Genomic DNA, 26,184 nt, shown 5'->3' on the forward strand with positions numbered 1-26,184 from the left:
CTCGTCGCCACGATCTGCGTGGAGAAGCAAGGCCAGAGGCGTCAGCCAGCGCGGCGCCTGCCATGCCACGCTTACGTGATCAGTAAGAATTCGGTGTCGCCGATGTTTTCGCTTAGTTCTTCGCGCCAGTAGTGAGGGACATTCACTGCACGCCATGACACTCCCTGCGGCGGCGCCCGACGATTCGCGTGGAATCGCCCACCCATGGTAACGACGACGCTGCCCGGATGGGGCCACCCAGTATCCGAGATCGAGACAATCCAGTTGCCAGCCGCGAGCTCCTTGATCAGAGCGCTGCGCAGTCCGGCGGGCAGGCGCCATGCTAGGTTAAGCCAGCCGTGCTCATCCGTTGGTCCCCCTTGTTCCAGCAGGGCGATCATGGTTGAACGTTCCTTGGCAAGGCGCGAGGGCTGCCAAGCGTCTGGCGGCATACAATTGAAAATCTGGGAATCGCCTACGCTTTTGTTTTTCCACATACGAGTTCCGCCACTGTCGATGTGTTCTCGGCCGAATTCTTCCCCGCAATCGGTTACGTTATCCATTTGCTTGATAGCGCAAAGATAGCATCTCAATCAGTTTTACTATTGAAGACCTTACTTCATGGTGAACCGGTGTGCAGGTGTGCAAATGTGGGCACTCTTCATCAAGCACAGTCTGACTCGCGCGCTGCGCAAAGGAAAATGCCGTCTGGTCGCTCTCTGGTTGGGACCACGTCCAATAACTTCCGGGATTGTCCATCACCGTCAAGGTTTGGGCAATTCGCAGGAGACGTTGCCGATCAGCGATAGCTCTGACAGGTAAAGGACATACCGGGCGGGACGATTTACGATCGCCCAACGAAGCCGGTACAATAGCGTCCGGTTCAGGCACTTTTAATCCGTTGGTCGCAGGTTCGAATCCCGCACGGCCTGCCAAGAATTTGTTGTTGCAATGAAGGCGTTACGAGAAATCGTGACGCCTTTTTTGTATCCGTATCAGTCCACTCTTCTACCTATTGTGCCGTACTTGAGACATGCAACAGTCCGTCCACTACGGCCGCGTCACGCGACATGTGTGCCGGCGCCAAGTGCGCGTATCGCCGCATCATGGCCGCCGACGTCCAGCCGCCCATCTCCTGCAGGTCGTACAAGGGCGTGCCGTTTTGGATCAGCCAGCTAGCCCAGGTGTGCCGCAGGTCGTGCCAACGGAATTCGGCAATTCCTGCGCGCTTGAGGGCATTTCGCCAGGCCTTCGTGTTCACGTACCTGAGCGGTTTGCCTTCATACGTGAAGACGCGCCCTGGCTGCGAAACTGAACTGGAAAAGGCCGGCCGTAAAGCGACGTCATGTAGCTGCAACCCACCGCTGGCGCGAGGTCGATCGGGTCGTCTTCCGAACGGAGCGGCTGTCGGGTAGGTGCCCTTGCGACAGCGATCCTGGCAGTCGTTTGCTCTTGCCGTCTCAGGTTTTTCGTCATTGCCAAGCCCGCCTTTTTAATCGATCCGAGAGAACTACCGTGAGGAAAACCTTAGACATGGCGCAGAGAAACGTATTGATTCTGGTCAATTGCAGCTTGGCGACATCGGAGTAACGTAGCCGTTGGATATTTTTTCACTTGCGCTACGGCCCTGCCGAGCGGCTACCGGAGGCAGTCAATGGGCTTAAGCCAGGTAATTGCGGCCGGTGCCGCACTGTCGGCGTTCAGCGAAAACTCGCAACACAAGCGCCTGATGCGACTGGATTTCCCGTTCGAGGATGGGCCGCCTGCCATCCTGCTGCCGAACAAGCTCGTCGCCCGGGAAGAAGTCTCTCGGGGGTTCCGCTTCATCGTTGAGGTCTTGTCGGACGAGGCACGCATCCCCCTGAAAATGCTGATGGGCCGGATGGTGGTGATCTCCTTGGTGCGCGAAGACGGCTCGCTGCGCTACTTCAACGGCCATATCACCGAGTTTCGCTTCCTGCGCACCGATGGCGGATTCGCCTTCTACCAGATGGTGCTCGAACCGTGGCTTGCATTCGCGCGGCTGCGCAAGGATAACGTGTCGTTTCACGGTAAAAGCGTACGGGAGATCACCGAAGAAACGCTGAAGCACTACCGCCAGGCCGATTGGCATATGTACCCAATCGACGAGTCAAAACTGACCGTCGCCAACCAGCATAACGAGACCGATTACAACCACCTGCACCGGCGCTGGGAAGCGCTTGGCTTGCATTACTGGTACGAGCACGAATTTGGCCGCCACCGGCTCATGATCTCTGGCAACAGCTTCCTGTCCGAGCGGATCGATGAGGAAGCGTACGTGATCCCGTTCCACAAGAAGAGTGGTTCGCTCGAAGACGACGGCATTCACGAGTGGACCGCCGTGCGACGCCTCGGCTCGGGCCAGACAACGCTGGCAACGTTCGATTACAAGAGCCCCGGCGCGCAGCGCGCCAAAGGCATTTCAGCCAACCGGCAAGGCGATATCTTTCCCTACGAAGTCTACGAAGACACAGGTTCTTACGGCTTTCGCATACGCGACGATGGCGAGCAGCTGGCAACGCGGCGCATGGAGGAGGCGGACAAGGATACGCAGTACTTCGAGGCAAAAGGCAATGAAAGGAGCGTACTGCCAGGGCGTACCTTCAAGCTCGGCGGGCACTTCAGTGCCGAACCACGGTCGCCCGAATACGATCCGGAACCGCGCCGCAGCATCGATGACCGCTTTTACCTCATCCTGTCTGTCGACCATGAGGCGGCGAATAACTACCAGGCCGGGCCAGGCGCACCGTCGCATTACGAAAATTGGCTGACTTGCATTCGCAAGGATATCCGCTGGCGCCCTGGCCGCAACTACAACAGCGAGCCCGGTACCTACATGGGGCTGCATACGGCGATCGTGGTTGGCCCGGCCGGCGCTGACATCCATACGGACGACTACGGGCGAGTCAAGCTGCAGTTCCACTGGAACCGGCTGGACAAGTACGACGAAAACAGCTCGCCGTGGATCCGGGTGATGACGCCGGCGGCCGGCGACGAGTTCGGGCAGATCCGTTTGCCGCGCGTTGGTGAGGAAGTGACCGTCGTCTACCTGAATGGGAACATCGACCATCCGCTCATCCTCGGCGCCGTCTTCAACGGCAAACATATGCCGCCATGGAAGCTACCCGAACAGTCTGCGCTGGCTGGCTTACGCTCGCGAGAACTCGGCGGCGGCGCACGCGGCAATCACCTCGTCCTTGACGACACGAAGGAAATGATCCAGGCGCAGCTGAAGAGCGATCATCTGTGCAGCCAACTGTCGCTCGGCCATATCACACGCATCGAGGACACCACAGGCCGCAAGGACGCGCGTGGCGAAGGCTGGGAACTGCGCACCGACGGGCACGGCGTGGCACGCGCCGCGAAGGGACTGTTGATCACGACCGAAGCGCGGCAAACTGCACGCGGCCCGATCAAGGACATGGGCGAAACCTCGCGCCGCATCGCGCTCGCCACCGAACAGCATCAGCTGCTGGCGGAGACCGCGCAAAAGAATAGTGCTCACGATGCAGGCAACAGCCAGGCCGACGTAGCTGCTCACCTTCAAACACAGACCGATGCGGTACGTGGTGGAGCCGGGGGCGCAAGTGGCTTCCCCGAGTTGGCAGCTCCCCATCTTGTCCTCGCCAGTCCAGTCGGCATCGCCACCACGAGTGGCCGCGACACGCATATTGCCAGCGAACGTCACACGGCCATCACCAGCGGAAAAGACGTTTCAATGGTCGCCGGCGCCAGCCTTTTTGCGAGCATTCGTCAGACCTTTCGCCTGTTCGTTCATAAGGCGGGAATGAAAATGGTGGCTGCGGCCGGCGACATCGACCTGCAGGCACTGTCGGACAACATCAAGCTTTTGGCGAAGCTCGAAATTTCTCACACAGCCAACCGGATCACGATCAGCGCCAAGGAAGAAGTGGTAATTAACGGCGGCGGGAGCTATGCCAAATTCGCCGCCGGATCGATCGAAATGGGTACGAGTGGCACGTTCGTTGCGCACGCCGCCAAGCACAGCTTGCCACCCGCGAAAAGCGTCAACATGGCCATGACAATGCCGCCGGTTGCCGACGTTGTTGGAAAGGGGCATGGCGTGCTGCACGTGGGTACGCACTCGGCAGCAGCCGGAAAAATAGGCGTCGCCTTGCCGTACAAGCTGTACAAAGACGGCGCAGTGATCGACCAAGGGCAACTTGACCAGCAGGGCAATGTCACCTTCAAGCACGAGCTCGAATCGGAGTCGAAATACCAGCTTGAGCTCGCGAATGGCCAGCGATTCAATGTCGACGCCGGCAGCCACAGCGAGAAGCACGAGATGAGTGCTGGGATGGGCTTTCACGGATACACGAATAACGGCGGATCCCTGAGCGAGCATCACGCCTCCCTTGAGGAGGACCGTTTGCTTGCCGATCCGACTGCAGATACGCCCCAATCACCATCTTAAGTGAGGCCAACATGGGTCGAATGAACGAAAACGCCAAGTTGTACGAGCAAACGCTGTCGTACAGCAAGACGGCAGGGCCGTACCAGTGTCTGACGCTACCATGGTGGGTGCAGACCCCGAAACCGGTGTATTTTCCGCGTCATCGGGGCAGCATTGAACCGCTTATCTGTGGAGAGGAGGTGTTCTCGCGGATCGCCGATGACCTCAAAGCCGCTACCCACAGCGTCGACATCATCACATGGGGCTTCGACCCCGGAATGGTCCTCAAGCGAGGGTTTGAGGCGAAGGACGGGCAGTGTTACGGCGATCCTCTAATGGAGATCGCTACGCGGAAAAAAGACCCGGTAAAGGTGCGGCTGCTGGTGTGGTACGACGACCAGGTAAGCCAGACCTTAATGAAAAATATCCCCGGTTACTATGGCACCCGCTTCCCCGCAATCGGCTGTTCGAGTGAAACCGGGTTCTACAGGGAGGGCCATCAAAAATACAATGCCGAGTGGTTTGAAAAAATCTGTGCAGGCGAAGTCCCGAATATCTGCTTTCATGTCCGGACGATACTCCCCGAGTTATTCCCACGGGCGCTCGCAGGCGAGGATGTGCCTTCAAGTACTGCCGCGCAGGGCACGGCACGGTTTCCCACTCACCACCAGAAAATGCTGCTGGTCGATTACGAGCAGCCAGCAAGAGCGGTGGGTTACGTGATGGGGCACAATTCCATCACGGATTTCTGGGACACCGCCGCGCACATCTACCGCGATCCGCGTCGCGAGACCTTCTACCGTGACGACCCAATGTCCTTCAACGCAGGCCCGACTCTCGATCATGGCGCTGGCGCCTATCTGGGCACCGTGTATAGGCCTTCCGAGGCGGAACTTGAAACAAAGCAGCGGGCGTTAGAAGCAGCGTTGAAGCGTAACGCTTACGTTGCCAAACCTTACCAGGACGTGTCGGCGAGAGTACGCGGGCCAGTCCTCTACGACCTGAACCATAACTTCTGCCAGGCATGGGATGAGTCGACGCCGCCGAGCTCCTACTTCATCGAAAAGTATTGGTTGGTCACCAAATATTTGAGCAGAAACTTGCATAAGATCAGCCGGTCCATTCAGAAACTAGTGCACAGCGATCCGGATCACGACTTTGCCAAACGTCGCAAAGCCGTCCAGCCGGATGCTTTTATCCTTCGCGGCGGCGAGCACAGTACGCAACTGTTGCGGACGCAGCCGATGCACGGCGAGAAGACGATCAAGGAGTGCTACGCCAACCTGACCCGCCAGACGCACCACTACATTTTTATCCAGAACCAGTACATCCAGTACGGCACGTGGGCTGAGCATCTAAAAATATGCGTCCAGAATCTGCGCAAGGGCGGCTTCAAGAAACCGATCTACGTCTTTATCCTGACATCCACTCCGGAACGCGACGGGATGGACATCGCAACCTACGATGTGGCGCAACAGCTCGGGCAAAGCACGACCATGAAGATCGAGCATAAGCAGGCCATGGCCCAGGCGAAAAAGGGTAAAGGAAAGATGCCGCTCACGCCCGAAGAGCTGGCGATCGACGGGATTAACGTCGTCATGGGATCGCTGTGGACTTGCGCTCAGCCGAAACCGAAGCCAGAGGAATACGAAGAGATCTACATCCATGCAAAAGTGGCGATTGTGGACGACGCGGCTTTCACGGTCGGCTCAGCCAACCTGAATTTGCGCAGCATGGCAATTGACAGCGAGCTCAACATTCTGAGCCAAGCGAAGGACGTTTCGTACAAGCTGCGCTGCGATCTCTTTCTTCAATGCTCGGGTGATCCTGGTCCGACTCAGTTCGGGGACATGGAAGATACGTTCGATAAATGGCAGAAACGCATGGCAGCAAATGCAGAAGCAATGAAAAGTAACGAACCGCTTCTTAGCCAGATTGTCGCATTCCACGTTAACCGGAAGCCCGGAGCTCCCCTGATCTAGCGATGAACAAGGCATACGTCCGTTGGCTGTCCCTTGCCGCGCTCGCCGGCGCGCTGGCTTTCAGCATTTTGAAATACCGCGCACACCTGGAGTACGTTGCCATGCATACCATGCCACCCGGTCTCTATGAGTTCAAGATCACCGATCCCGTGCCAACCTGCGGCCGCTGGAAGGATCACATGCCGCGCCAACGTGATCCCGAGGCGTATCGCATCTACATCAAGGCGAGGAACTTCTGGCGCAGCAAAAAGGAATTCGAGTTCACGCGCCAGGAACTGCAAAACATCCTCGCCGATGTCAGGCTGGCGGTCGAAAAAGGCGACTGGGGCGCAAGGGCGTTGCTGGCGCATTTCTATCTTCGTGGATTGGGCCACTTGGACACGAACAAGGTACTCGATCCCGAACCGGAAAAAGGCGTGCAGATCATCCGTCATGCGGTTGCAGCCGGGCAGGCATGGGGCTACTACGATCTTGGGGTGGCGCACCAGTACGGCTACGGCGGCGCGGCGATGGATGACGCGATCTCGTGGGCCTATTACCGCAGGGCAACCGAACTCGGCAGTCCGGATGCGCAGATGGCGCTTGCTGAAGCATACGAAGACGCTAAGCGGCACGACGATGCGCTCTATCTGCGGATGTGCGCGTATAAGCAAGAGCACGGGCCAGCTGCCAATTCGTTGGGCCTCACCGCAGAGGTAAAAGGCCGATTTGACGAGGCGCTCAAGTATTACCAGGACGGAACAAGATTCGGCAACAAGGAGTCGGCCGCGTCGCTGATGCTGTTCTTTTGGACCGAGAATTGGAGCCAATTCACTGCAGAAAACCTAATCAAACTACGCGAGTTGGAACTTAAACCTGATCCTGAACGTAAAACTAGGTACAAAGCAATCAAAAATGCATTAGAACTCAATCCTGATCTCAGGCTGAAGCTGCTGGACAAGGTTCTACCGCTACCGCCCGCCGAGCTGCCGCCGTGGAACGGGGTGCAGGACGCAATCGAGCCGGAGATAGGCGCTCCTCCGACTTATTGAATTGCTCGAAATTCATAGGAGTTGGTCATGCCCTTAAAGATCATCACAGTCGGCGACAAGACAGACCATGGTGGTACTGTCATCAATGGTTCGCCCACGCACGATATCCGCGGCCGCGCGATCGCACGACTCGGCGATCAGGTCAACTGCCCCCAGTCCTATCCTGGAGGAAAACCACATGGGGTGAACAAGATTACTAGCGCCTATAATTCTTTCACCGTTAACGGCGTGCCTGTTGCCGTTGAGGGTTGCACAACACAATGCGGGTGCAAATTGATCGACAGTTTGCCCGCGACTGTTGTCTGAGGACTAAGACCTTACTGCCAGATTGCAGTCGATGTCATCCTCCCACTTTTGAAACTAACCTTCTCCTTCTGTTATTTTTATAGATGGGAACGCGATGAGAGCATTAAAAATTGCCTATGACCATTTTTTAAAAAGTGGGAAAGACGTGCGTGAATTTACCATCACCATATCTGAAAAAACTGAAGAAAACAAAAATGGCTCAAATGAAATTTTCAGTGTGATGTTAATGGGAAAACTCTCACCAGGAAAAAGAAGGGCTTGGTACCGCGAATCGTGTTCCCGGTTCGGTAACCTACTTTATATCTAAAGAGGAATAAAAAATTATTAAAGAGCAAGGGATTAGATAGGTGCCATGCTGTAAACGCAGCGTGGTCAGACACAATATGTACTAGGCAAGCATTGCTAGTTATCAAGTATCTCCTCTTCAAAAACGCTCTTACGAATAATTCGGGCTTGGAGTGTTGCAAGTCTTTGAGTAAGTGAATTGGCGTTCTCGTGCCAGGGCGCACCGTGAAATATGGTGGTTATAAATTTTGCGGTAGCTAAGCAGAGTCTGTTAAAGGTCATCTATTCTGGCGAATCTGCTTTGTTGTGCTAGCTCGCTGATATGGAAATTGAACAGTCCAACCATGCCGTTGGATGCGGACTGCGACCAAGTCTTGGCATCGATCCAGAAAATTTGGCTGTCATTGAGACGAACATATGAAATATATAAAAACCACTAAAAACCCAGGAATATCGCAATTTCTGGTTAATGAAAATATTAATTTAAATGATTTTAGATCACTAATGAAAGAACTTGCATCAAAATTAAAATCCAATGTCGAATGGATTGCGATGCCAGAAGCAGAGATCGGTAAAATCAAACTAAGTGGTGGGGAAATCTATGCAAAACTGGATTTTGAATACGGGTTGGAGCCTGTTTGCGATGGACTTATAGATTATGAGATTATGCAAATTGAGGCAGTCTTATCGAATAAATAAAAATTTGCAAATTCTTAGGGAGAATATCCTGATGATGAGCCCAGACTGTAGAATAATTTAGTCCCTCAAGAAGAAGCGTTCAACAAGCATGATAGAAAAGCCTAAAGCATAGTGCAGTAAATTTCTGGGTAAGATGCTACTATGACAAAGAGAAATTTGACAATCATAGACATGAATTACTTCGCCGGAACGGCGTTACCAGTTTCGGACCGGACGTTCTATCAATGCGTAAATTGCTGGAGCATTCTAAGATCAAGCCCTTCGAACAATGAATACTGCATCTGCGGAAATGTTTCTATTGATGTTGATGCTGGAAGGGCCGGAGCTAGGAACGAAAATTTACTCCGAGTGTTACAAATTGCGATTGCAGACTGATTAGAATTAATATGCACACTAATTGAGGCGGAGAATGTTCCCTGGCCAACCAAACCCACCTTGCGCGCGAAAAAATATAGTATCTAACCAGAAGCATAGGCCCAATATAAAAAGTGATAAGTTAGTTGTGATATTTATTCCAGTGCGCAAAGGGATGATTGAGGAAATGAAGACCTTCTATGGTGATGTTCTCAGCTTTACCATCTACGGTAGTGAATTTCTCGTGAACAACATAGAGAATATCCGTGGCCAGTTGCAGTATTCAGAAATCACGATCGATATAGCCAAGAACTCTATGTTTCAGTTCAATATCGAAAGTAATTTCCCAGAATATTGCATATCGCTCCGTCAGCAAGGAGTAGTTTTTAATCTTTTAGCGATGACGCCGGGCGGATACATGGCAGAAATAATGGACCCTTGCAATAACTCAATATTAATTGGATGTGACAGCTTTGAAAATAATGGCAATGTTGACATTTCTGATTGGAATGAGTATCGAAGATATTAGTTGGAATACGTTTGGCCATGCAATCACAGACTCAATACCATTGACGGAAAATCTCCAATCATCTGGGATGGAACTCTCGATTGCCAGCGGAAATAATGCTTACGGTGTGCTATATCAGAACAGAATCGAAATGGAATGAAGCAAACTACTGCGCAGATGAAACATTGATGGATACAGCGCAGTTGATGCAGATTCTAAAAATCTGGTCACTATAAAAATGTGTTGACGATCAAAAATATTTATCTACTTATACACTTTTGGCGGAATAACTAGTCAACAACCCTAAAATTTCGCACCTACGCAACACGTCGACGTTGACTTAAATAATTAGCTACTATGCCACGTGCAATGAATCGAACCGCATTTCGATTATCGTGGTACCATGTATTCGGCATCGACAGCGATCAGCGCTATACATCCAAGCGCATATGCAAAAATATTAAGTGGATGTTTTTTAATCCGAATAAATCGTTTCTCGCTGCCATATGGTAAATATTATTCCAGAAATAATTATGGTTCTCGTAAGTTTGCATTTGAAAGATTGCGGAATTTTTATAGACTCCCGACCTATAATATTTGGGGAAGAATTTTTTCTAAACGCCATTGAAAATCTTTGTTCAACTAAAATTCACCGAGAAAAGTTCAGGATACGTTATAAATTCTTACAAAAATTCAATATTTGTGGAAATTCTGCGAATGGCTTGATCGATATTGAAGAAGACTGTTCAATTGTTTTCACGTTCTTATTCGATTTGATTGAGTTTTTCGATTACAGCATTCTCGAATCAAAAATAGTAAAAAAATGCGAAAGTTTTTTGGGCGTAAAGTTCAGAAGTAACCATCAAGTTCTGCCTCGCTTGATTCTTGTGGCTGGGGGCACGTCACGTTTTTCTATGATGCGAAACAAGGCGATCTAAGCTTGGAAATTAAATTTTATGAGCGGATTTAGGATCCTAGAAAATTATGCAAAGCTATTACTTAAAATGTTAAAAAATATTTATAATTAATTTTCACAATTTTCAAGCGAAGTCATCAAATGGCTATTTGAATTGATCCCAAGCCTGAGGCAACGAGAGCGATTTTCAAGAGGTAGGCGACGTGGAGCTAGTAAAAATCACACATGGGCATCTTCGAGTGAAGATTGGAGGAAAGAGCATCACTATATATGGCGAAGCTTTTTTAAGGGGATACGGATCTCCCGACTTCGTGCTTTATCAGAACAGCATTGAAAAGTGGGATGCACCAGACGACAAAGAAAATTTGACTCTCATTGAGAAAAAGCAGCTATTTCAATTTCTTAAAGAGGAATTCTCACGCAGAAAGATGTTTCTGGAAATTGAATAGTAAGTTTCATCCTCGACCGGAATCGTCCACTGCCAGTCTAAATCAGAAAAATTCTACAGGTTAAGTTCATGCCTACCCGTACAGACTCGACTACACATGAACCTCTCTATAGCAGACCGCTACTCAGGGCTAGGTATTTTTTTCACACGTCTCGTCTAGATTTTCGCCATGAAGACTTCTCTAGAATTAGTTATTAACCGTATGCAACCACGCGCGTCTCAGTAGCGAATAAAACAGGTGTCACCTACTCCCCAAGCAGCTCCGCCTCTCGCTGTCGCACAACGTCCACACCCACCACCTCCTGAACATCGCCAACTCAGCCTTTACTGCTAAAGTCTCGCATCTTTACAACCACCGCTCCCCCGTGAAAGCCATAACAAAACTCTTCGAACTCGGTTACGTGTTCATCGTCATCCTGTTCTTCGCCTGCGGCATCGGTCTTGTCGTGCTGGCTGGCGTCGAAATCTGGTCTGCCCTCAGCCCTTCCGCCGATACCGTTGCCCGCGAACGCTTCGACCTCATCCTTGAATGCATCGGCATGCTGACCATCGCCGTTGCCGCGCTTGGCCTTGGCCAGACCGTGCTGGAAGAAGAAATCCAGCGCGAAGCCAACATCAGCTCGCCTACCCGCGTGCGTCGCTTCCTGTCGCGTTTCCTGATCGTGGTTGTCGTGTCCCTGTCGGTCGAGTGCCTGATCGGGGTGTTCCAGTTCGTCCATGGCAGCCCGGAATACTTGCCACACGCTGCGTCGATCGGTATCGCTGCTGCCGCCCTGCTCGCTACTTGGGGCATGTTCGTCCGGATGAACGTCAGCGCCGAAGAACTCGAGCCGCACGCCATGCACGATGTGCAGGCTGAAGACAAGGTCATCGAAGGCGAAGATGTCTCGGAAGAAGGTGAGCAACACGCTGAAGAACAGGGCGAGGACTACCACGCTGACGTAGACAAAAAGAAAGAATGAGCGGAAGCACTTGGTAAATCTGCCAAGTGCCGCTATAATCTCGTCTTCTTCGGGTCGTTAGCTCAGCTGGTAGAGCAGCGGACTTTTAATCCGTTGGTCGCAGGTTCGAATCCCGCACGGCCTACCAAAGATTCATCGACAACGCCAACCTTCGGGTTGGCGTTGTCGTTTTCGTTGTCCTTTTACTGCGCGCCCCATGCCCCAGACCTTCGCCAGCGCCGTCCACCACGAACTGATCATCAAGAAAAGCCGCTTTATTGCGTGCGTGCAGCCGATGGCGGACCGTGCGGGCGCGCAACAGGTCGTGGCGGCGCTGCGTGCGCAGCATCCTGGCGCGGCGCATGTGTGCTGGGCATTGCTGGCCGGCGGCCAGTCGGCGGCGGTCGATGATGGCGAACCGAGTGGCACGGCCGGGCGGCCGATGTTCGATGTGCTGCGCCACCAGGATCTCGATGGCGTGCTGGCCACGGTGGTGCGTTATTTTGGCGGCGTCAAGCTGGGCGCGGGCGGCCTTGTGCGGGCCTATACAGACAGTGTCGCGCAGGCGCTGCTCGGTGCGCCGAAAATTCCGATCATCAAGCTGCGCCAGCTGCGCTGCAGCGCGCCGTATGCGATGGAAGGGATGCTGCGGCGCGAGCTCGATGCGGCCGGCGCCACGCTCGATGATGTAGCGCATGGCGACGACGTGCAGTTCACGTTCAGCCTGCCGGCAAGCGACGCCGCCGGCATCCGCGTGCGGTTGGGCGACGTAGGCCATGGCCGCATTGTGTGGCCGCCGGACGACGACGAATCGCTGCCCGCTTGAGGCGGCCCATTCGGGCACCCTATACCTGTCATCACGACTCGTGAGCGGACGTTTAGTCGTGCAGCCGGTATAGTGACAGACCCAGCCGCAAATTCCTCCGTCGGCAGGGATCATTTTCCACCGCAGTACAACCACCTCCCCTGTGATCAAGAAAAGCCTACTTCCCCTCGCCCTTGGCGGCTTCGGCATTGGCATGACCGAATTCGTCATGATGGGCATCCTGCCCGATATCGCCCGTGGTCTGCAGATCACGATTCCGCAAGCCGGCTATCTCATCACCGCCTACGCGCTCGGTGTCGTGGTCGGTGCGCCGACCCTCGTCACGATCGTTGCCGGCCGGCCGCCGCGCACCGTGCTGATCTGGTTCATGCTGATGTTTGCCGTATTCAATGCGATGTCGGCGTTCGCGCCGAACTTCGAGACGATGATGGCGTCGCGCTTCCTGGCTGGCTTGCCGCATGGCGCCTTCTTTGGCGTGGGCGCGGTCGTCGCCAGCCGCCTGGCTGAGCCGGGCAAGACGGCGGCGGCGATGGCCATGATGTTTACCGGCCTGACGCTGGCCAATGTGCTGGGCGTGCCGCTCGGCACCTGGATCGGCCATGCGTTCGACTGGCGCATGGTGTTCCTGATCGTCGCCGTGATTGGCTTGCTGACCATGTGGAGCCTGTATCAGTGGGTGCCGCCGATCGAGCCGAGCAAACGCACGGGCCTGATGCAGGACCTGCGCATCTTCCGGCACCTGGATCTGTGGCTGGCCCTGGGCATTGTCTCGATCGGTACGGGCGGCTTCTTCGCGTGGTTCAGCTATATCGCGCCGCTGCTGACCGATGTCACGGGCTTCAGCACCGGTGCGCTGCCGCTCATCATGACGGCGGTCGGCGTGGGCATGACGGTCGGCGTGCAGTTTGGCGGCTATCTGGCCGACAAGTTCCATCCGCTGCCGGCCCTGCTGATCCTGATGGTGTCGATGGTGGTACTGCTGCTGTGCAATGGTCTGATGGCCGAGTCGAAGATCGCGATGGTGGTGCTGGCATTCCTGACCGGCGCCAACGCGCTGGCGATCGGTCCGCCGGTGCAGGTGCTCCTGATCGAGCATTCGCGCGAAGCCGAGATGCTCGGCTCGTCGCTGGGCCAGGCGGGTTTTAATGTCGGGAATGCGCTGGGCGCCTTGCTGGGCGGGATTCCGCTGACGCTGGGCTTTGCCTACACGGCGCCGCAGTGGGTTGCGGCGGCAATGGCGTTGTGCGGTGTGATCCTGACGGCATTGATGCTGACGCGTCGCCGCTGGAAGGCGCGCGAGTTGGCCCGGACAGTCGAGCGCATGCTGGCCGAGGCACAACCGGCGACGGCGCCACCGGCGTAACGGCGAATCAGGCTCCGCCGCAGGCTCAGTCCGGGCGCAGGCGGCGCCTGCGCGAGGCGATAACACCGGCGACACCAACCGCGCCGGCCAACATCAACGCCAGCGTGCCCGGCTCGGACACCTCGGTCGGCGGCATCTTCTTGACGAGCTCGAAGCCCGCCACGTCGACCGGCTTGAAGTAGTGGTTCGAGTTCACCTGGACGCTCGAGTTCCAGGTATCGGCAACCACCTGGCCATTGATCACACCCCAGCCGTTTTCGACGGTGGCATACGGCGCCAGCACGCTGCCGATGATGCCATTGACTTTGATCGTTTCGGCTTCATAGAAGTTGAACAGGACGTTGTAGCCGCTCAGTGGTTCAAAGCCGAGATTGCCGCCGTTGAACCCACCCTGCTTGCCGCCGATATTGAAGATCAGCGTCTGGCCTGCGCTCAATCCGCTCAGCATCCAGTTGTCGCCGCCGTTGAAAAAGTCGGCGTTGACATTGAACACATCGACCCCGCCCTTGCCGCTGCCAGTGACCTGGTTGGCGCTGTACTGGCGCGTGACCGTGCCAGTGGATGCGACCAGGCTCAGGCCGGCGGCAATGTCCTTGAATTGCCGTGTTGCAGCGGCGAAATCGACCGGGCTGACGGTGGTGCCGGGTGTCTGCACGGCACCCTTGAGCGTGGTCGTGCCTCCGGCATAGGTCTTGCCGTTGCTGATCGCGCCATTTTCCAGCAATAGATTGCCGCCTGCGGCCACTGCGTAGCCGCCATACGCGGCTTTGCCGTTCTGGTTGACTGCGTAACTGGCGATCGAGACATTGCCACCGGAAACGATGGCGCCTTCGACGTCGCTCGAGTTGGCGGTGAAATTGCCAGCGGTGAAGACGTTGGCACCACCCATGACCGAACCGATATCGAGCACACCGGCGTGCGCGCCGGTTGTCGCCAGTGCTGCGGCCAGCAATACGCCAAGCTTGATCACGTTAGTTCCATGCAGAAATTGATAATGATTAATAGTATCATTACCAGAAGTGATTCCGCATAGCAGACGAATTACACCAGCGTGATACCACCCATTGCACGTGCGGTCTCGGCCGCCTCTTCCAGGATCTCGGCCAGCGTGACTTCATCGAACACGAAGTCAATCGCGTTTTCGTCATGCGGTGGCAGTGGCTCGCGCGGGGCATCGAGCGGCGATGCCACAGGGGCGTACTGGTTGGCCATCAGCAGCGTGTCGAGCAGCGTGGCGGGTGGCATATTGAGCCAGCCGCCGCGCATGTCGGCGATGGCCTCGGCCACGGCCGGTGGAATCGACAGCTTCTTCATCACCTCGGCGCTGACCACGTCCTCGCACAGCGCACCCCAGTTGTCGGCATCGTCGTCCAGCAGGCCAGGAAATTCGTCGGCCCGGGCCAGCAGATAGAAGGCACCGACCTCGTGCACAATGCCGGCGAACAGCGCGGTGTCGGCGTTGACGCCCGTCACGCGTCGCGCCAGCGAATAGGCAAGCGCGGCCATGTGGGTCGTGTGCTCCCACAATTGCTCCGCCTTGGCGCGCAGCTGCGGGTCCTTGATGCGGTTGCCGAACTGGCGTACCACCAAGCTTGCGACGAGCGCCTGCAGGCGGCGATAGCCAATGCGCGACACGGCAGTGCGGACATTGGTCACAGGCAGCGAACTACTGCCGCCGCATGCCGCCGTGTTGGCCATGGCAACCGTGCGCGCAGCAAGTTGTGGTTCGGCCAGCACCAGCCTGATGGCCTCATCGATATGGCAATCGGGATTGTCGAGCGCCTGCTGCAAGCGCAGCACGGCATTCACGCTGGTGGGGAATGTAATTTCGCCGCGGACAGCTTGCGCGGCGATGTATCCGAATGCTTCGAGTTTATTCACCCGGGGATTATAGCGCCCGGCGTATGACCAGCTGGTGGCGTTGACCCCTCCCATGGCTAGCGAGTACTAACTGTGGCGTCAAGACCACACGCGCGTTGAATGCAAAAACGTCGTCCACGGAACAGGTCCGGGGACGACGTCTTCATACCAGGTGCCAGCCGCAGTGAGGTGCGGCCAGGCGCGGGTCAGGAATTACTTGGCCTTGTTGGCGTCGCGTGCTGCGTCGCGGGTCGACTTGGCTTGCATTTCGCACTTGTCTTCTGCATCGCCTTTCAGGGCGTCGCATTTTTCGTCAGCCAAGTCGTACTCGGCTTCGATGACGTTACCGCGGGCTTTCATCACGTTGTTGCCGGTGTTGTCGAACTTGACCACTGCATCGTGCTCGGCCTTTGCGCGCATCAGCTTGGCTTCATCTTCGCAGATGTCTTCTGCGTTGCCGCTCATGGCGTCGCACTTGTCTTTGGCGACTTTGTAGTCGGCCTTGGCCTTGTCCATGGCCGTTTTGTGCGCAGCCTTGTTGACGGTCTGGGCGGCTGCAGGTGCGATACCAACGGCAGCGAAGGCAGCGGCGGTGATCAAAGTGGCGATGAACGATTTCATGGTGATGTCCCTTATTAGGTTGTTGGTGTAGCCATTAAACGCCATCCCCAACAACCACTCTGTGCGACACCGTACACTTATGAAAAAATCAATTAAGCAAATGCGGTTGATAGCCTGATGCCTTTGGTGCGGCATGTGCACCGGCAGGCGCATCGGCGTTCAACCGGAAGATGCTCACCAGCTGCGCCAGGCGCTGCGATTCGTCCTCGAGCGTGGCCGCCGAGCCACTGGCCTGCTGCACCAGCGCCGCGTTCTGGCGCGTGGCTTCGTCGATCTGCGCGATGGCGCCATTGACCTGCTCGATGCCGGCGTTCTGCTCGACCGTTGCATGGCTGATTTCGGCCATGATGTCGGTCACGCGTTTGACGCCCGTGACGATCTCGCCCATGGTCTCGCCGGCGCGGTCCACCAGCACGGCGCCCGCGTCCACACGCTCGACCGAGCTGCCGATCAGCACCTTGATTTCCTTCGCCGCTGCAGCCGAGCGCTGGGCCAGGTTGCGCACCTCGGTGGCGACCACGGCAAAGCCACGGCCCTGCTCACCCGCACGCGCTGCTTCGACGGCCGCATTGAGCGCCAGGATATTCGTCTGGAACGCGATGCCATCGATGACGCCGATGATGTCCACGATCTTTTTCGACGATTCGTTAATGGACGCCATCGTGTCGACCACTTGCGCGACGACCTCGCCGCCGCGCAGTGCCACGGCCGATGCCGACTCGGCCAGGCTGTTGGCCTGGCGGGCATTGTCGGCGTTCTGGCGCACGATGCCGGTCAGTTGGGCGACCGAGGTGGCGGTAGCGTGCAGCGTGCCGGTCTGGCGTTCGGTGCGGCTGGACAGGTCGCGGTTGCCGTCGGCGATTTCAGTGGAGACGGCGCTGATTGCCAGCGTGCCGTTGCGCACCTGCGAGACGATGCGCACCAGGCTGTCACGCATGCCCTGCATCGCAAACAGCAGGCTCTTGCTGTCGCCCGGACGGGTGACGATCTCTACGCCCAAGTCGCCACCAGCGATGGCCGAGGCGATCGATGCCGCGTAATCCGGCTGGCCACCCAGTTGGCGCAGCAGGCCACGGGCCGTGTACCAGGCCGCCAGCGAACCGGCGGCAATCGCGCCCAGGCACAGCAGCGCCATCCAGCCGACAAATCCTTTGGCCATCGCGCGGGCATCGGCGGCCGCTTCGTTATTCAGTTTTTCTTCCAGGTCGATCAGGCGGTTGATGCTGGCGAGCCAACCGGTGAACGCCGGCGCGGCCGATTGCGACAGCAGCGCGGCGGCCTCGGCGCCCTGGCCGGCGGCGTGCAGTGCGACCACGCGCTCGATCAGCGGCTTGGTGAGGTTCTCCTGCGCCTTGATGGTGGCCAGCGCGTCCTTCTCTTCGGGCAGCATGTCGGTGCGCTCGGCGAACAGGGCGTCCAGCGGACCGGCCGAGCGCGCGTAGTTGTCGTCCAGCGTCTTGATCAGCGCGATGGGCGTCGCGGCGCCGGCCGGGTCCGCCGCCAGCACCACGTCGCGCAAGGCGATCGCGCGGTCATGCACGCTGCCGCGGAAATTGATCGCGTAGCGCTGTTTGACGCTGTTCACGTCATTGATGTAATTCAGGACATTTTCGATGCGCCCCACGCGGCTTGCGCCCAGCGCGACCAGGACGATCATCAGCAAAAAGACGACGCCATAGCCGAAAGCCAGCCGGGCGCCGATCGTGAGGTTCTTGTTTTTCATGGAAAGGGTCGAGATGAGTGGGTCGCAAAGAAAACTGTCTGTTTCCTTTCAGCGACCGCAAATATATCACCCGATATTGCCCATTGGAATCTAATCTGAATCGTGTGCACCTCGTGTGCACCATTACGCAACACTTGCCCGTGGTCGGTCGTGACAACCACGGGTCGACACGTCTCAGCGCACAGTGGCCAGTGCTGCGCCCTGCTCCCAGCCACCGCCCAGGGCACGCGCCACCGCCACCGTCGCAAGCAGGCGCTGGGTGCGGATCTGCGCCGCGGCGCGGTCGGCCGCCAGCGTGCTGCGCTGGGCGTCGGTCACGTCCAGATAGGTCGACACGCCGCGATCGTAGCGCGCCTGTGCCACCAGCAGCGCGCGCGCCGCTGCCTGCTGCGACTGGGCCTGCACATCGCCCTGCTTGCTGCGCTGTTCGACGTCCGACAGCGCATCTTCCACTTCGCGCAGCGCCGTCAGCAGGCGCGTGTCGTGATTGGCGCGCGCCTCGTCGTAGCGCGCCTGCGCCAGCGCCAGGTTGGCGCGGTTGCGGCCACCGTCGAAGATCGGCAGCGACAGGGCCAGTGGCCCGGCCGAGAACTGGCGCGCACCGCCGCTGGTCAAGTCGTTCAGGCTTTGCGATGCATAGCCGAAATTCCCGGTCAGCGACAGCGCCGGATAAAACGCGCCCTCGGCCACGCCGATCTGCGCATTGGCCGCCTTCAGCTGGGCCACGCTGGCCGCCAGGTCGGGACGCTGGCCCACGAGGCTGGCCGGCAGGCCCACCGGGATCGATGGCGGCTGCGGCAGCGCGCCCGCCGCCGTCTCGGGCAGCAGCGGCCTAGTAGGCGACGCGCCCACCAGCGTGGCCAGTGCGTGTTCGACCAGGTTGCGCTGGCGCTGAACTTCGTGCAGGTCGGCTTCGGCGTTGGCACGCTCGATGCGGGTGCGCGACACATCGAGTTCGTTCGACAGCCCGGCATTGAAGCGCGTTTCGATCAGGTCCTGCGATTCGCGCCGCGTGGCCAGCGCGTCGCGCAGGATCGCCATCTCGGCGTCCAGCCCGCGCAACTGCCAGTAGTTCGACGCCACCTGACCCGACAGCATCAGCAGCACGCCATCGCGGTCGATCTGCGCGGCCAGTGCCTGCGCGTCGCTCGCTTCAACGATGCGGCGCACGCGGCCCCACAGGTCGAGCTCATACGAGAACGATGCAGCCACGCTGTAGTTGTTGCCTTCAATCGAGCGGCCACCGAGGGCCAGGCCCTGCGACGTTTCGCTCGACGTGCGGGCATTCGACACGCCCGCGCCCACCGACACCGACGGCAGCTGCCCGGCGCGCACGACGCCCAGCTGGGCCTGCGCCTGCAACAGGCGCTGGGCTGCCGCTTCGACGCCCGGGTTGTCGCGCAAGGCGCGCGTTTCCAGCGTATCGAGCGTCGCGTCGCCAAACACCTGCCACCAGGTGGCCGGCAGGCGCGCGCCGTTCGTGCTGGCGTCGACATGGCGGAATGCCGCATCGGCGGGCGCCGGCGGCGCCTTGAAATCCGGGCCCAGCGTGGTGCAGCCGGCGAACAGGGTGCTGATGGCGATCGCAAGGACGCCGTTAAGTACAGGCTTGAACATGGTTTGTCTTTTCAATTGAATGCGGGTTCAGTGGCCACCGCCGCCACCGCCGGGCGACTTGACCTTGTCGGCCATCCAGATCGCCGCGATGCAGCCGATCAGAATGATGCCGATGATCCAGAAGCCGTCGTTGTAGGCCATCACATACGATTCGCGCCGCACGAGGCGGTCGACCACGCCCAGCGCCTGGTTGGCCGCAGCCGCCGGGTCGATACCCTTGGCGATGAAGGCCTGGGTCAGCATGTCGAGCCGCTCCTGCGTGGCCGGCGCATAGGTCGAGACAGCCTCGCCCAGGCGCGCCGAGTGAAAGTGTTCGCGGTTGGTCAGCGTGGTGGCCAGCAGCGCGATGCCCACCGAGCCACCGAGATTGCGCGTCATGTTGAACAGGCTCGAGGCCGAGCCCATCTCACGCGGCGGCAGGCCGGACATGGCGAAGTTCGACAGCGTCAGCATCACGAACGGCTGGCCGATGGCGCGCACGACCTGCGTCCACATCAGCTGGTCGTAGCCGGTGGTCGCATCCATGTACGAATTCATGATGCACGAGATGCCGAACATGAACAGGCCGAAGCTGCACAGGATGCGGTTGTCCACTTTCGAGGACAGTTTGGCCGCGAACGGCATCACCAGCAGTTGCGGCAGGCCGACCCAGGCGATCACTTCGCCGATCTGCATCGGCGTGTAGCCGGCGATCTGGCCCAGGTACAGTGGCAGCAGGTAGGCCGAGCCATACAGGCCCATGCCGATGACAGCCGACAGCGTGGTCGCCACCAAAAAGTTACGCTGGCCGTACAGCGCCAGGTTCACGAACGGATCGGGGCGCGTAAAACTCAATGCAATCCAGCCCAGGATGCCCGTCAGCGACAGCGCCGCGAAGGTCACGATGAAGCTGGAATCGAACCAGTCCTTCGAGTTGCCCTCTTCGAGAAAGATCGTCAGACAGGCCAGGCCCATGGCCATCAGGGCGATGCCGAGCCAGTCGGCCTTGATCAGCGTGCGGATGTTGGACTTCTCGGCATCCATCCCCCACATCATGCCGGCGATGAGCAGCACGCCCGGCACCCAGTTGATGTAAAAGACCGACGGCCAGCCATACAGCTCGGTCAGATACCCGCCCAGCGTCGGGCCCATGGCCGGCGCGAGCGTTGCGGTCAGGCCGAAGATGGCCATGCCGGTGGCGCGCTTGGACGGCGGCAGCCGCGTCATCACGAGCATCATCGCCATCGGGATCAGTGCGCCGCCAGTGAAGCCCTGCAGCATGCGAAACACGATCATGCTCTGCAGGCTCCAGGCCGCGCCGCACAGCGTCGAGAACACGAGGAACAGCGCAGTGGTGCCCATCATGTAGTTGCGCATGCCGAACGCGCGCGTGAACAGCGCCGTCATCGGGATCACGACGATCTCGGCGCACAGGTAGGCGGTGGAGATCCACGAACCTTCTTCCTGCGTGGCCGACAGCGTGCCGAGAATGTCGCGCAGCGACGAGTTGGTGATCTGGATGTCGAGTACCGCCATGAAGGCGCCCAGCATGCCGGCGGCGATCGCGACCCAGGTGCGCATGTCCACCGCGGCGCCGTTCGCGGGCGCGCCCGGCATGCCGCTCCCCATGGCGCCCGACGGGGCTGATTTGCTCAAGCTGGTCATGGTGTGCTTAACGCGCGGCTGCGGTCTGCGTCGGTTTCACATCCTGGTTCAGCCTGACCTCGGCCACCACCGACATGCCCGGCACCAGGCGGCCCGCGTACTTCTTGACGTCCTGCGGATCAAGCGTGATCTTGACCGGCACGCGCTGGACGATCTTGGTGAAGTTGCCGGTCGCGTTATCGGCCGGCAGCAGTGCGAACTGGTTGCCCGACGCCGGCGAGAAGCTGTCCACGCGGCCGACCAGGTGATGGTCGGGCAGCGCATCGACTTCGAGGCTCACGGCCTGGCCCGGCGTGAGGCCGCCCAGCTGCGTTTCCTTGAAGTTGGCGACGACCCAGACGTTGTCTTCGACCACCGCCAGCATCGCCTGCCCCGGCTGCACGCGCGCGCCGACTTCGACGCTGCGCCGGCCGATACGGCCCGCCACCGGCGCCACGATGCTGTTGTAGGCCAGCTGCTGGCGCGCGTCCTTCAGCTGCGCCTGCAGCACCTTGATTTCGGCCTTGAGCACATCGCGGCCTGCTTCAGCGGCGCCGATCTGGGCCTGCGCAGCAGCGGCGTTGTCGCGGCGCGCGGCCACGTCGGCCACGGCGCCGGCGCGCGCTGCGCTCGATGCATCGACTTCGGATTTGGACACGGCTTTCATTGTGTCGTTGTACAGCTGGCCGAAACGCTCGGCGTCCTGGCGGGCACGCAGCAACTGGGCTTCGGCCTGGCGCACCTGGGCGCCGGCGGCGCCGGCCTGGGCGCGCACCTGCAGCAGCTGGGCGTCGGATTGCTTGACCTGCTGCTCCATGCTGGCGATCTGCGCCTGGATCTGCTCGACGCGCACGGACTGGTCGGCCGGATCGAGCAGCGCCAGCACATCGCCCGCCTTGACCATCTGGTTGTCTTCGACCAGCACTTTCGTGACCACACCCGCCACGCGCGACGAGACCTGGTGCATGCGCCCGGTGACGTAGGCGTTCTCGGTTTCGACGAAATGGCTGCTGCGGTACCACATGCGTCCACCAGCGCCGATGGCCAGCAGGGCAATCACGCCGACCACGACCAGAACGCGCTTGTTGGGCGGCTTCTTGGCGGCGGGAGCGTCCGCCCGAGGTTGCGCTGCGCTCGCCTGCCCTGCCTTGATGTCGTTCTCTGCCATGGTGCTGCTCCGAAATGAAATGAAATGGATTCGTCGCATTATTCGCCATCAATACAACGAAGTCAAGAAATGAAACGGTTGCATTTCATTTTATTTTGCTCTAGAGTCCAGCGTATGAGCACAGCATTGACATGTATAAAATCTGCCGGGCGGCCGAAGGCAGCCGACGTCGAAACGCGCAACCAGGAACTGATCGAGGCTGCTGGCCGGCTGTTCCTGAAAAACGGCTACACCCGCACCAGTCTCGAATCGATCGCGCGTGAGGCGCGGGTGGCCGTGCGCACCATCTATGTCAAGTTCGGCGGCAAGGCCGGCCTGCTCAAGGCCGTGCTGGCATCGCGGCGCGAACGCCTGTTTGCGGAGCGCAATATGGAGCTCGACACGCGTCCGCTGCGCACGATCCTCGATGAATTTGCGCGCGATTTCTATGCGCTGCTGGTCGAGCCCGACGCCCTTGCACTGCAGCGGGTGGTGATTGCCGAGGCGAGCACCAACCCCGAACTGGCCGAAGCGTTTTATGAAGGCGGCCCGCGCATGACACGCGACATGCTGGCGCGCTTTTTCGCACGGCCCGATATCCGCCTGCAACTGCGTGACGACGTGCCGCCGTCGGTCATGCTGACGCATCTGATCGGCTGCATCAATGGCGACCCGGTCGGGCGCTTTCTGTTTCCGGATGCCGAGCCATCGGGCGAGGAAGCCCGGCGCCAGCTGGCGGCGCGGATGGAACTGTTCTACAGCAGCGTGCTCAAACCTGTCTGATTTTTTAATTGTGCCCTATGGAAAAAGTCGGTGTGCCATCGTACCGACAGCCTCGCCAAACTATGTCATTATGTAAATGTTCACAACGGGTGTCGTGAATCCAAATAAGAGCGGTGTGACCGCGAGGAGAAAGTATGAGCAAGTCGTCCAGATATGAATGGCGTGATCAGGCAGCTGCCCTGCAAGAGCGTATGAAGAGTTTTATCGAAAATCCGGGCGATGACCAGCTGGAAGCAGTCATCGCCGACATGCGTACCTACGCAGCAGCCGCCAAGAACGGCGCAATCGATATTCCGGAGCGCTTCGTCAGCTTCGCCTGAAGCCTGCGATGCGTCTCCATGCATGCCGCCCGGTACAAACCAGGCGGCATTTTTTTTGCGGGTTGCCCTCAGACGGCTGACAGCGGCACCGGCCGGCCCTGCTCTTCGACCTCGTGCACGCGGGTCAGGAAATGCATCTTGCGCGGCGCCCGGTGCCGTTCGTGAAGTTCACGCGTGACCACCTCGACGCGGCGCGGTCGCAGGGCAAGCTGACATGGATCGGCGACGCCGCCGCCGCCCGGCATGGCATCGGCCAGTTGCTGCGCCAGCGGCTGGGCCACGGTGCCGGTGATGACGGTGGCGACGCCGTGAATCGCGGTGTGGAGTTCGAACGCGTGCGATTGCGGCAGTACGTACACGGTGCCGATGTATTCATTGCTGTACTCGTCCATATGCCCTCCGGCATGTTGCGAGAAAGGCGGGCAATGCTGCCGCCGTAGCACTGCATCTTAGACCTTTGGCGGCGTGCTGCAAGCGGCACGCACGCTCCAAAAAAAACCGGGACCATGAAGGTCCCGGTTTCGCTTGCCACGTTGCCGATCAGCGCTTGCGCGGTGGCGGCAAATCGGTGCAGACACCTTCATACGCCTCGGCTGCCATGCCGATCGACTCGCCCAACGTCGGGTGCGGGTGGATCGTCTTGCCGATATCCACGCCGTCGGCGCCCATCTCGATCGCCAGCGCGATCTCGCCGATCATGTCGCCGGCGTGCGTGCCGACGATGGTGCCGCCAATGATGCGATGCGTTTCAGCGTCGAACAGCAGCTTGGTGAAGCCCTCGTCGCGGCCATTGGCCACGGCGCGCCCGCTGGCGTTCCACGGGAAGTGGCCCTTCTCGACCTTGATGCCCTGTTGCTTGGCTTCGTCTTCGGTCAGGCCCACCCATGCCACTTCCGGATCGGTGTAGGCCACCGATGGAATGACCTTGGCGTCGAAATGCGTCTTCTTGTCGAAAGCCGCCTCGGCCGCCACGTGCGCTTCGTGCACCGCCTTGTGCGCCAGCATCGGCTGGCCCACCAGGTCGCCGATGGCGAAGATGTGCGGTACGTTGGTGCGCATCTGGCTGTCCACGGCAATGAAGCCGCGATCGCTCACCGTCACGCCGGCCTTGTCGGCAGCAACCTTCTTGCCGTTCGGGCTGCGGCCCACGGCCACCAGGACCAGGTCGTACAGCTGCGGTTCCGGTGCGGCTGTACCCGCTTCGGCTGATTCGAACGTGACCTTGATTCCTTCCGGCAGCGCTTCCACGCCGACGGTTTTCGTCTTGAGCATGATGTTGTCGAAGCGGTGCGCGTTGTACTTCTGCCAGACCTTGACGGCCTCGCGGTCCGCGCCCTGCATCAGGCCATCCATCATCTCGACCACGTCGATGCGCGCACCGAGCGTCGAATACACGGTAGCCATTTCCAGGCCGATGATGCCGCCACCGATGACGAGCATCTTCTTCGGCACCTGGCGCAGTTCCAGCGCGCCCGTCGAATCGACGATGCGCGGGTCTTCCGGCACGAACGGCAGCTTGACCACCGACGAACCGGCCGCGATCACGGCCTTCTTGAAAGCGATGACCTTCTTGCCGCCATCATCTGCCGTGACTTCGATGTGGTTCGGGCTCAGGAATGCGCCCACGCCCTGCACCGTGTTGACCTTGCGCGCCTTGGCCATGAAGGCCAGGCCGCCGGTCATCTTCTTGATCACGCCATCCTTGTAGCCGCGCAGCTTGTCGATGTCGACTTCTGGCTTGGCAAACGCCACGCCCAGGTCGGCCATGTGCGCCGTTTCATCCATGACGGAGGCCACGTGCAGCAGCGCCTTCGACGGGATGCAGCCCACGTTCAGGCACACGCCGCCCAGCGTTGCGTATTTTTCGACCAGCACGGTGTTCATGCCCAGGTCGGCCGCGCGGAACGCAGCGGAGTAGCCGCCAGGACCGGCGCCCAGCACCATCATGTCGCACTCGATGTCGACCGCGCCGCTGTAACTCGACGGGGCCGGTGCCGGCGCTGCGCCCGGCTGGACCGCTGGCGCCGGATGGGCCGGTGCGTACGAATCCGTTGGGCCCGTGGCCGCCGTTGGTGCGACCGCTTGCGCGCCGATCTGCGCGGCTGGCTTGGCGTCGGCCGGCTTGGACTCGGCCGGCTTGGACTCGGCCGGCTTGGCGTCGGCGGCCGGGGCAGCGGCGCCCTCTTCCACCGTCAGCAGCAGCGTGCCTTCGTTGATCTTGTCGCCGACCTTGACCGTGATCGACTGCACCACGCCCGCGTGCGTCGACGGGATTTCCATGCTGGCCTTGTCCGATTCCACGGTGACCAGGGACTGGTCGACCTTGATCGTGTCGCCGGCCTTGACCATCAACTCGATGACTTCGACGTCCTTGAAGTCACCGATATTCGGGACTTTCACTTCAACAGTGCTCATCA

At 58.8% G+C, this 26,184-nt stretch carries 24 protein-coding genes and 1 tRNA gene; 14 read left to right on the forward strand and 11 right to left on the reverse strand.

Annotation, left to right across the window (positions count from 1 at the left end):
- Window positions 1-71: 71 nt before the first annotated feature.
- Window positions 72-380 carry a hypothetical protein gene (locus tag AC56LH_RS14845; RefSeq protein WP_499647238.1) on the reverse strand — a complete coding sequence of 103 codons (309 nt, stop codon included), beginning with the start codon at window positions 378-380 and terminating at the stop codon, window positions 72-74.
- Between the two features lie 611 nt (window positions 381-991).
- Window positions 992-1,240, reverse strand: a complete 249-nt coding sequence (locus tag AC56LH_RS14850) for a tyrosine-type recombinase/integrase (protein ID WP_499647240.1) — start codon at window positions 1,238-1,240, stop codon at window positions 992-994.
- A gap of 393 nt (window positions 1,241-1,633) precedes the next feature.
- Here AC56LH_RS14850 and AC56LH_RS14855 point away from each other — a divergent pair, with 393 nt between their 5' ends.
- From AC56LH_RS14855 to AC56LH_RS14910, 12 genes are all read left to right on the forward strand, one after another.
- Window positions 1,634-4,435, forward strand: coding sequence for a type VI secretion system Vgr family protein (locus tag AC56LH_RS14855; protein ID WP_499647242.1), 2,802 nt, complete (start codon window positions 1,634-1,636; stop codon window positions 4,433-4,435).
- 20 nt (window positions 4,436-4,455) lie between these two features.
- A complete protein-coding gene (locus AC56LH_RS14860) occupies window positions 4,456-6,396 on the forward strand; it encodes a phospholipase D-like domain-containing protein (RefSeq protein WP_499647244.1) in 1,941 nt (646 codons plus the stop codon).
- 2 nt (window positions 6,397-6,398) lie between these two features.
- Complete coding sequence (locus AC56LH_RS14865; RefSeq protein ID WP_499647246.1) at window positions 6,399-7,427, forward strand: tetratricopeptide repeat protein; 1,029 nt, start codon at window positions 6,399-6,401, stop codon at window positions 7,425-7,427.
- 27 nt (window positions 7,428-7,454) lie between these two features.
- Complete coding sequence (locus AC56LH_RS14870) at window positions 7,455-7,733, forward strand: PAAR domain-containing protein (RefSeq protein WP_499647248.1); 279 nt, start codon at window positions 7,455-7,457, stop codon at window positions 7,731-7,733.
- A gap of 94 nt (window positions 7,734-7,827) precedes the next feature.
- A complete protein-coding gene (locus AC56LH_RS14875) occupies window positions 7,828-8,040 on the forward strand; it encodes a hypothetical protein (RefSeq protein WP_499647250.1) in 213 nt (70 codons plus the stop codon).
- Window positions 8,041-8,435: 395 nt separating this feature from the next.
- Window positions 8,436-8,717 (forward strand): hypothetical protein, encoded by a 282-nt coding sequence (locus tag AC56LH_RS14880; RefSeq protein ID WP_499647252.1) that lies wholly within the window; start codon window positions 8,436-8,438, stop codon window positions 8,715-8,717.
- Between the two features lie 541 nt (window positions 8,718-9,258).
- On the forward strand, window positions 9,259-9,600 hold the full coding sequence (locus AC56LH_RS14885) for a hypothetical protein (protein WP_499647254.1): 342 nt from the start codon (window positions 9,259-9,261) through the stop codon (window positions 9,598-9,600).
- 1,098 nt (window positions 9,601-10,698) lie between these two features.
- Window positions 10,699-10,944 (forward strand): Imm74 family immunity protein, encoded by a 246-nt coding sequence (locus AC56LH_RS14890; RefSeq protein WP_499647256.1) that lies wholly within the window; start codon window positions 10,699-10,701, stop codon window positions 10,942-10,944.
- Between the two features lie 364 nt (window positions 10,945-11,308).
- Window positions 11,309-11,905, forward strand: coding sequence for a hypothetical protein (locus tag AC56LH_RS14895; RefSeq protein WP_183555846.1), 597 nt, complete (start codon window positions 11,309-11,311; stop codon window positions 11,903-11,905).
- 51 nt (window positions 11,906-11,956) lie between these two features.
- Window positions 11,957-12,032: transfer RNA gene (locus tag AC56LH_RS14900), tRNA-Lys, on the forward strand.
- A gap of 69 nt (window positions 12,033-12,101) precedes the next feature.
- Entirely contained in the window at window positions 12,102-12,710 is a 609-nt protein-coding gene (locus AC56LH_RS14905) for an IMPACT family protein (RefSeq protein WP_499647259.1), read from the forward strand.
- 142 nt (window positions 12,711-12,852) lie between these two features.
- Entirely contained in the window at window positions 12,853-14,073 is a 1,221-nt protein-coding gene (locus tag AC56LH_RS14910) for an MFS transporter (RefSeq protein ID WP_499647261.1), read from the forward strand.
- Window positions 14,074-14,098: 25 nt separating this feature from the next.
- Here the strand turns inward: AC56LH_RS14910 and AC56LH_RS14915 are convergent, their stop codons facing one another.
- From AC56LH_RS14915 to AC56LH_RS14945, 7 genes are all read right to left on the reverse strand, one after another.
- Complete coding sequence (locus AC56LH_RS14915) at window positions 14,099-15,043, reverse strand: choice-of-anchor A family protein (RefSeq protein WP_499647263.1); 945 nt, start codon at window positions 15,041-15,043, stop codon at window positions 14,099-14,101.
- A gap of 71 nt (window positions 15,044-15,114) precedes the next feature.
- Window positions 15,115-15,954 (reverse strand): HDOD domain-containing protein, encoded by an 840-nt coding sequence (locus tag AC56LH_RS14920; RefSeq protein ID WP_499647265.1) that lies wholly within the window; start codon window positions 15,952-15,954, stop codon window positions 15,115-15,117.
- Window positions 15,955-16,146: 192 nt separating this feature from the next.
- Entirely contained in the window at window positions 16,147-16,554 is a 408-nt protein-coding gene (locus AC56LH_RS14925; RefSeq protein ID WP_183555851.1) for a cell envelope biogenesis protein TolA, read from the reverse strand.
- Between the two features lie 88 nt (window positions 16,555-16,642).
- Window positions 16,643-18,277, reverse strand: a complete 1,635-nt coding sequence (locus AC56LH_RS14930; protein WP_499647267.1) for a methyl-accepting chemotaxis protein — start codon at window positions 18,275-18,277, stop codon at window positions 16,643-16,645.
- Window positions 18,278-18,451: 174 nt separating this feature from the next.
- The gene (locus AC56LH_RS14935; RefSeq protein ID WP_499647269.1) at window positions 18,452-19,894 is read right to left on the reverse strand and encodes an efflux transporter outer membrane subunit; all 1,443 of its coding nucleotides are present in this window, start codon (window positions 19,892-19,894) and stop codon (window positions 18,452-18,454) included.
- A 27-nt stretch (window positions 19,895-19,921) separates the two neighbouring features.
- On the reverse strand, window positions 19,922-21,538 hold the full coding sequence (locus AC56LH_RS14940) for a DHA2 family efflux MFS transporter permease subunit (protein ID WP_499647271.1): 1,617 nt from the start codon (window positions 21,536-21,538) through the stop codon (window positions 19,922-19,924).
- A 7-nt stretch (window positions 21,539-21,545) separates the two neighbouring features.
- Complete coding sequence (locus AC56LH_RS14945) at window positions 21,546-22,685, reverse strand: HlyD family secretion protein (protein WP_499580899.1); 1,140 nt, start codon at window positions 22,683-22,685, stop codon at window positions 21,546-21,548.
- Between the two features lie 126 nt (window positions 22,686-22,811).
- Here AC56LH_RS14945 and AC56LH_RS14950 point away from each other — a divergent pair, with 126 nt between their 5' ends.
- Window positions 22,812-23,447 (forward strand): TetR/AcrR family transcriptional regulator, encoded by a 636-nt coding sequence (locus AC56LH_RS14950; protein WP_499647273.1) that lies wholly within the window; start codon window positions 22,812-22,814, stop codon window positions 23,445-23,447.
- A gap of 191 nt (window positions 23,448-23,638) precedes the next feature.
- Window positions 23,639-23,767 carry a hypothetical protein gene (locus tag AC56LH_RS14955; protein ID WP_499647275.1) on the forward strand — a complete coding sequence of 43 codons (129 nt, stop codon included), beginning with the start codon at window positions 23,639-23,641 and terminating at the stop codon, window positions 23,765-23,767.
- Window positions 23,768-23,835: 68 nt separating this feature from the next.
- On the opposite strand, the gene AC56LH_RS14960 is transcribed toward AC56LH_RS14955, so the two are convergent.
- Together AC56LH_RS14960 and lpdA are read right to left on the reverse strand one after the other, a co-directional pair.
- Window positions 23,836-24,159 carry a hypothetical protein gene (locus AC56LH_RS14960; protein ID WP_499647277.1) on the reverse strand — a complete coding sequence of 108 codons (324 nt, stop codon included), beginning with the start codon at window positions 24,157-24,159 and terminating at the stop codon, window positions 23,836-23,838.
- Window positions 24,160-24,307: 148 nt separating this feature from the next.
- Window positions 24,308-26,182, reverse strand: coding sequence for a dihydrolipoyl dehydrogenase (gene lpdA / locus AC56LH_RS14965; protein WP_499647279.1), 1,875 nt, complete (start codon window positions 26,180-26,182; stop codon window positions 24,308-24,310).
- Window positions 26,183-26,184: the final 2 nt, after the last annotated feature.

This window comes from Telluria sp. LT1R51-2 (assembly GCF_059685775.1).